Source organism: Novipirellula rosea (assembly GCF_039541335.1).
GTDB lineage: Bacteria > Planctomycetota > Planctomycetia > Pirellulales > Pirellulaceae > Novipirellula > Novipirellula rosea.
Window position 1 is genome coordinate 230,405 of the sequence record NZ_BAABGA010000005.1, and the last position, 7,846, is coordinate 238,250.

At 54.7% G+C, this 7,846-nt stretch carries 4 protein-coding genes; 2 read left to right on the forward strand and 2 right to left on the reverse strand.

The genetic code is table 11. The annotated features are described in order from the left end of the window. Positions 1 to 656: 656 nt before the first annotated feature. Positions 657 to 1,661, reverse strand: coding sequence for an alpha/beta fold hydrolase (locus tag ABD971_RS00765; RefSeq protein WP_345318484.1), 1,005 nt, complete (start codon positions 1,659 to 1,661; stop codon positions 657 to 659). A gap of 611 nt (positions 1,662 to 2,272) precedes the next feature. Here ABD971_RS00765 and ABD971_RS00770 point away from each other — a divergent pair. Both ABD971_RS00770 and ABD971_RS00775 read left to right on the forward strand, forming a co-directional pair. Beyond that, on the forward strand, positions 2,273 to 3,469 hold the full coding sequence (locus tag ABD971_RS00770) for an aldo/keto reductase (RefSeq protein ID WP_345318486.1): 1,197 nt from the start codon (positions 2,273 to 2,275) through the stop codon (positions 3,467 to 3,469). A gap of 283 nt (positions 3,470 to 3,752) precedes the next feature. Then, on the forward strand, positions 3,753 to 4,055 hold the full coding sequence (locus ABD971_RS00775) for an MTH1187 family thiamine-binding protein (protein WP_339946675.1): 303 nt from the start codon (positions 3,753 to 3,755) through the stop codon (positions 4,053 to 4,055). Between the two features lie 72 nt (positions 4,056 to 4,127). Here the strand turns inward: ABD971_RS00775 and ABD971_RS00780 are convergent, their stop codons facing one another. Next, positions 4,128 to 7,811, reverse strand: coding sequence for a DUF11 domain-containing protein (locus ABD971_RS00780; RefSeq protein ID WP_345318490.1), 3,684 nt, complete (start codon positions 7,809 to 7,811; stop codon positions 4,128 to 4,130). Between the last annotated feature and the right edge of the window lie 35 nt (positions 7,812 to 7,846).

The window sequence follows — 7,846 nt, forward strand, 5'->3', positions numbered from 1 at the left end:
AGCAGCGGCGTTGTGTCACCGAGGACAGTGTTGGTCACTGGATTGGGCAGGAAAATGTAAGAGGCAGAAAGATGGAATACCGCACCTCGGCCCAGTCTTCTTCATATGTTCCTGCCCATCTCATGTTCCTGCCCGCCGGTTAGCCGGCGTTTGATGATCGTGGCGGTACCATGAGTCTACGGAGTAGCGGCGTCGCAACACCGCTGGCAACATTGGTCGCTGGATTGGGCAGGAAAATGTAAGGGGCAGAAAGATGGGATACCGCACCTCGGCCCAGCCTTCTTCATATGTTCCTGCCCATCTCATGTTCCTGCCCGCCGGTTAGCCGGCGATTGATGATCGTGGCGGAACCATGAATGGATTGATGCAGCGATGGCAAGCATAAGCATGGGGACATAGAACGTTGCTGGCTGAGAAGCGAACACCTCGGTCGGATAGAGGCGGAACAAGATGCCATGTCCTTAAACGATTTCCACTGGTGAAGTGCTGTGGCGGGGGCCGGAACGAACGGGAGATAACGTGGCGTCCCTGTCCATCTCCAACCGAGTTGTGGTCATTCGAGTAAAACGGACGTTGCGTGCACTGCGTGCTGCACGGCGATGTCGCTTGCCCCCATTGCGGTTCTTTGATCCGCCATTACTGGACCGACAGCTGGATCACTGCTGCAACGCTTTCTCGAACTCGAGGCGGAAGCGGTCAAACGCTTCGATTTGAGGCATGTGACCGAGCCCCTCCAGTTCATACAGCTGACAATTCGCAATCTCCGCCGCGGTCTGCTTACCGAGGTTTTGATACTGGCCCAATTCCCGCTCGACGCCCGGCCTCTTCCAGCCACGGCCTGGCCCGGTTCGATCGCGAGTTCCAATGATCAACCGTGTGGGAACTGTGATGTCATCCCATTCATTGCAAACCGGCTGCGAGAAAATCATGTCGTAGGTCATCGCGTTGTTCCAAGCCACTCGCTGCCAATCCGGGCCGTTGATCCAGCCGACGTGAATCTTCAACCATTCATCGTACGCGGGGTCCCATTTGCCGTCGTAGTAGTTCTTTAGTTGGTACGCTTTGATGTCCGCGGGCGTCTTCTTGACTTCGTTCTGGTAGAAAAATTGAACGTCTTTGTACTGCACAAATTTTAAATAGTCTTCCAAACCAATCGGGTTCACCAGGATCAAACGCTCGACATCGTTCTGATACATCAGTGTGTACCGCGTTGCCAACATACCGCCCATCGAGTGCCCGACAATGATCGGTTTTTCGATCCCAAGCTTCTCGATCAACTGCCGTGTGTTGTGTGCAAGTTGAGGGAAACCAAATTGGTAGTAGCCAGGTTTAGAGGACTTGCCAAATCCGATTTGATCGGGAATCAGGACCGAGTAGCCTCTCGATTGCAGTAGCTTTGCTGTCTGTTCCCAATACGCTCCCGAAAAATTCTTGCCATGCAGCAAGACGACCGTCGGCATCTCCTCAGATCCCTTCAAGTGCATATAAGCCATCTGCAGTGTTTGTCGTTGCGAGCTGAACTCAAACGTCTCAACCGGGAACGGATATCGATAGCCATCTAGCTGGGCATTGTAGGAAGGCGATTCTTGACCGACCGCCACAACCGACGTGATTGCCACCACAAACAGACTGGCAAGCACGCATCGAATATTTTGACTCATCTGAAGTTTTCCTATTGCTGCACGTTCGTATCGACTCGAATGTAGACATTTTTGGACACGCTCGACCAAACGTGCGGGGGCGCCATGCCGAGCGTCGGGGGGCAATGTCCTTTTGGGTCTAATGCCCGCACCCGGATCCGCTCCGCCGTCGCGACAATCTCGTTTTTTACTTTCACGGTGACATCGATTTGGGACGTGCCACTCCGCCGCGGGGACTCGTAGCCTCGTCCACTACGCTTAACGGACGGGACTCGTAGCCTTGTCCTCGACCTCGATCGCTGCATATCGGAACAAAAGTGAAGAAAAATTGGCAGCGACCACTTTCGGCTCTGACAGTCTCGATGGCGCAATACGACTGGCCTTAGCTGGACACAATGGCATCGAGAGCGTCACTATGAAGGATGCTGCAATTTTCGTTTGCCCGCCCACGTACCGCAACCGGTTTTGTTTTGCTCAAGCGTTGGCGGTCCACGCGTCCGCAATGTCATTGAACTAGCGCGTGCGTGACGCAATTCCGCATCCATGATGCTGCGGCCACAACATTCACGAAACGCACATCGAAACCACACACAACACGACGTCTCTCAAAATCGATTACGGAGAATGCCCCAATGATGACACGAAGAAACTTGTTGCAAGCAGGTGCGGCGTTGGGCGTTGGCTCGGCGGTAAGTTCGGCGGCTTCCGCGCAAGCACTGAAGTTCCAAATGTCCTCGGGCGAAGTCATGAAGACGAGAGGTCAGGTGGATGCCACGGAGCCATTGCCAGTCAACGACACTCGCGACGACGGTCGATATCGCCCCAAATACAGAATGGGCTTGGGGGGCCTTGCTGCGGGGAACGGTTTTAACACCGTATCCAGTGACGAAGAAATTCTTGGCATGCTCAATGCGGCTTGGGACTCCGGAATTCGCTACTTTGACACGGCACCGTTTTACGGACTGAGTCTGAGCGAGAGACGTTACGGTGACCTGCTTCGCAACAAGAAACGCGAGGACTACGTCTTGTCATCCAAGGTGGGGCGAATTCTTACGCCGTCCTCCAAACCACTTCCGAAGAAGTGGCATTGGGCAAACCCTTCCCCCTTTCACTACAAGTATGACTACACGGCGGGGGGGACACGTCGCTCGGTCGAAGACAGCCTGCATCGCATCGGTGTCTCGTCCCTGGACATTGTGTTCATCCACGACCTTTCGCCTCAAAACAGTGACATGGGCGAAGATTGGATCAAATACTTTGATGAAGCGGTCAAAGGCGCCATGCCTGAACTGACGAAGATGCGTGAAGAAGGCATGATCAAAGCCTGGGGGTTTGGCATCAATTCACCACATGCAATCTACAAAGCGGTTGACGTTGCCGATCCCGACATTTGTTTGTTGGCGCTGCAATATTCGATCCTGGATCACCAACAAGCTCTCGAAAAGACATTCCCGCTTCTGGATGAACGAGGCATCTCGGTCGTCATCGGCGCGCCGCTGAATGGCGGATTCCTGGCGGGCCGAGATCGGTTCAATTATTCGAGCAAAATTCCTCCGGCGATGAAGGAAAAGTTTATTTCAATCGACGCGATTGCGAAAAAACATGGCATCGATATCAAAACCGCTGCATTGCAATTCGCCGAGGCGCCATCCACGGTTTCGGCGATTGTCCCAGGCGCCCGAACCGCCCAGCAAGTGGAAGAAAATATCGCTTCAATGAAGGTTCAAATTCCAGAGGATTTTTGGAGCGAGTTGAAAGCGAAAAATCTGATCGCTCAAGAAGCTCCCACTCCTCGTGGCGAGCCGGCACAGAAAAAAGTCCGCGGCTAAGCCATGTTGCCTCTGCGACGACCGAGGATCGACGTTGCTTCCACCGCTCCGAACGGCAACGACGTGTCGCAGGTTTCCTGTCGTCCTTCGGGGGGCACGTTTTCGGTATTGGTTCATCGGGTTCACTGCCGACGCGACCTTCTTTCACAACATCGTCGCGGCTCGAGAAAGGAAACCTGATAGGACGCTTCCATCCGAATGCTGCTGTCAATCTCGCCGTTAACGTTTAAACTTAGTTTTTTGAACGTTGCACATTCGCCGAAAAATGAGAGGCACCGCCGAGATGAAAGTCATTGTAGATCTATGTGTCGTCCCTATCGGAGTGGGAGTTTCGGTCAGCAAATACGTTGCGGAGTGCCAAAGAGTATTGCAGGAAGCAGGCTTGTCGCATCAGCTTCACGCCTATGGCACGAACATCGAAGGCGACTGGGATGACGTGTTCGCGGCGATCAAACGGTGTCACCAGCGGGTTCACTCGCTCGGTGCACCGCGAATTACCACGACGATCAAAGTCGGCACTCGAACCGACCGCGAACAATCGATGCAGGACAAAATCGATAGCGTCAACGAACGCCGCTCGTCGTAAGCGTTTACCAAGCGAAACCGATCAAATCCGCGTCGCATTTCCATAGCCGCTAACTTTTCGCTGCTGCTGCCATTAAGCCAAAAGCAGGTTCATCGAATTTGCGTCCGAGAATAACTCGTCAACGTCGCCTAGCGAGCCGGCCGATTCAGTCTTGGGTTTCTCTGACTGCAGGTCGATTTTTGGCGACCACAGGGCAAGTACACGATCAATCGAAACCAGTTGCCTGCCTTGCGGTGACAGCGGAAGCGGAGGCGGTTCGATTGGCACCCGCAGCAAGTCGTTCGTCCCCGAAGTGTAAGGCAGGCCCCAAACGCTAGACGGGCCCCAAGTGTCAGCAAGGGGAACGCGTGATGACATCGTGGTGATCGGCGATACGGTGGGGGTGGGTTCATTATCGGAGTTCTCGGTTCCGACGAGAAACTGCGACGAACCGGGCAGGCTGTTGCTCGCAGCGGGTACTAAAGCGATGTCCGAAGTGGTTACCGCAATCGTGTGGGCGTTCACTTGTTCCTGAGGTGCTTCCAGTGTCGCCTCTACCACATGGATCGCGTCGAGCGACTGAGTGATGCCGCCGGATGCGCCGCTATAAAGCAGTTCGATCGAGCATGCGGTTTCGGTGCCAATGCTGGTAAGCCTGCACGCCAAAACATCGCTACCGGTACCGCCAACACCGCCAGCAGCCACCGTCCCCAGCGTCGTCACATACAGCGATTCGCCATCACTGGATAGCGAGATCCCCGTCAAATTCTCACTTGTCGATGTCAGTTCGACATCGGAACCATCGAAGTAGAGTTGCCAATTGCCGGACGTGTTTTCACCGAGGCTGGTTGGCATGAATTGCAAAACATCCGCACTTGTCCCACTGACACCCTCCACCGCATAATTCCCGCTGGTGCTTAGCATTAAACTGCCATTGGGACCGAGGCTGATTGCATCGACATCCTCGTAATAGGTGGTCAACCCAACGTCCGATCCGTCAAAATACCACTCGAACTGCCCCGCCGTGTCGTGCCCTGTGGTACTGGGAATAAACCGCACGATGTCAGGACGCTCCACCGTTCCGAGTCCATCAATCGTCGTGGACGCGTTGAAGCTAAGCAGAATGCTGCCATCGTCTTGCAGTACAAAGGCATCCACGTCGGTGCCGATGCCGACATCCGATCCATCAAACAGCAGTTTCAAAGCGCCCGTACGTGTGTCGTGATAAAAGATGTCTTCATCGGAGATCGTCATATCGGCGACCGAAACCCCATTGACCGTACTCATATAGATCACGTGTTGTCCAAAAACTTCGTTGCCGGTAAAGCTTCCAAGTTGGATACCATCGAAGACCAAGTCACTCGCGATGCCGTGAAGGCTGCCGTCAAATTGTCCGGCAACAAGACAACTTGTTTGCTCACCAAGCGATTCGATTGTGCAGGTGGCGATATCGATTCCGTCGCCAGTAACCCCTCCAAACGAAAAGCCGCTTTCAGATGAAAGATGAATATCGTTGTTGGTCGGGTCGACGGAAACGCCGCTAATGTTGGCATCGGTTAGTCCCACATCGGAACCATCAAAGTACATCGCCCAATCGCCGCTCGTATTCGCGCCAAAGGCACCTTGGTTGAGCACCAGCAAATCTTCCTTTGCAGCGGAGATACCAGAAAGAGTTAAGTCGCCCAGCAAGCTGATCAGCAATCGCCCATCGTGAGTCATCCCAATCGCATCGACATCACCGCTGGTAGGGCTGAGTCCGACATCGGATCCATCAAAGAACCACTCGAAACTTCCTGCCGTGAGCACGCCGTGTTGCGTTGGGATGAATTTGACAATGTCGCTGTCGCGGACAAGACCGAGGTCGCCAACTTGGGAATTGGTGTCAAAGCTAAACAGGATGCTGCCATCGGGTTGAATAAGAAAGGCATTGATATCGTAGGCAGTCAGACCTACTTTCGAACCATCGAAATAGAGTGACCACTCGTTCGTCGTCCCATCGAACGCCAGAATGTCTTCGTCGGCAAACGGGATGTCCGCGATCACTCCGCTACCAGCGAAACTGACAAAGGTCACGTTGTTTTCCGACGCTTCGCCGAGCACAAGTGAGGTGGCAGTCGCCGCGTTATTCTGCTCGTTCAAATCCGCCAATTCGGATGCGACGGTGGCCGTGTTGCTCAGTGGTCCTGTTTCGGTCGTGGTGATCGTGAGCGTGACTTGTCGCGTTTGACCGCTGACGATATCGCCGAGCTCCCAACTGACCGCACCATCGGTGATCGTAAACGCGTCCGAGGATGAAACCACGTCAACCGATGATGCAAGTGGACTAATCAATTGGACTCCGGTCGCGACTTCGGGACCGTGATTGGTGATCGAAAACTGATAGGTCAGCTCGTCGCCGATGGTGACCGTCTCAGCAGCTCCGCTAATCGTAAGACTCAAGTCTGCATGCGGAGGATCAACGTGCGTCGTCTCACTAGCGTCGTTGTTGGCGAGGGTCAAATCAAGCGTGTCCGACGACACGCTCGCATGATGAGTCAGTTGCCCTGCTTGTGTTGCGACGACATCGATACTGATGTCGATGCTTTCGCCAACAGCCAGATCACCAAGTTCGAACTCGACGATGCCGCTGTCGTGTTGACCGCCCGATGTGGCCGAGACAAATTGGGTTCCGGTCGGCAAAACGCTACTTAACGTTACGCCGGTCGCGGGCTCGGGACCAAGATTGGTCACGGTCAAGTTGTAGCTGAAACTGTCGCCGACCAGGACAGGATCTGCGGAGTCGTCAAGGGTGACCCGCAGATCCGCCTGAGGAGGATTCACCTCGGTCGTTTCCATCGAGGTATTGTTGGTGGCGTCGGGATCATCGGTGCTGGAGGTCACGTCGACGGAGTTGGTCAACGTGCCGGTGGTAGCAGTCAAAACTTCGAGATCAATCGTGCGAACGCTGCCGACGTCGAGATCTCCGAGCGTGTAAGTCAGCGTTCTGCCGGACAAGGAATAGGGCAGCGACGTCGAGACCAATTCGACGTCCGCCGGCAAAGTGTTGGTCACGACCACGTCGACGGCCGGTTGTGGCCCGTCGTTGCGGACCGTGATTTGGTACGTGACCGTATCACCAGCGGTGACAGGGTCGGCAGCATCGGATTGGGTGACCACCAAATCGGCAAGCACCGGATGGACCACCACGGTGGCCGAGCGGGTGTTGTTTGCCGAAACGCGATCTTCGCTATCGCTGCTGACGCTTGCGGTGTTGACCAGGGTGGCTGGCTGCGATGTCGCAACGATGATCTCCAATGGCACGATATCGCCGCTGCCGATGTCCCCCAGATCAAAGTTAAGTATCCCCGAATCGAGTGTATACGATGACGATGCACTGACAAACGTTGTCTGCGGTGGCAACACGTTACTCAAAACGACGTTTTCCGCGGTGGCGGGGCCGTGATTGGTGAGCGTCAAAGCAAAACGTACTTGATCGCCAACGACAACCGGTTCGGAAGGGGCGTTGATTGCAACCGCAAGATCGACGCCGCTTAAGTCCGATGGAATGACGACGTGCAACGCATCGGGCGATTGGGAAAATCCGTTGGCAGCAGCCGAGTACAGGGCGGACACCTCACATGTAGTGTCATCGCCCACCGTGCCGTCGCTGCAAGTGAGAACGTCGGTGCCAAGACCGCTGAAGGTGGGTGTCGCGACACGACCAAGCGTGGTGAAGTAAATTTGTCCCGTGATCGGATGCGTTGAAACGCCCGTGATATCCTCGGTCGACGATGTCATCGCCAAATCCGAACCATCGAAATGCAATTGCCAAC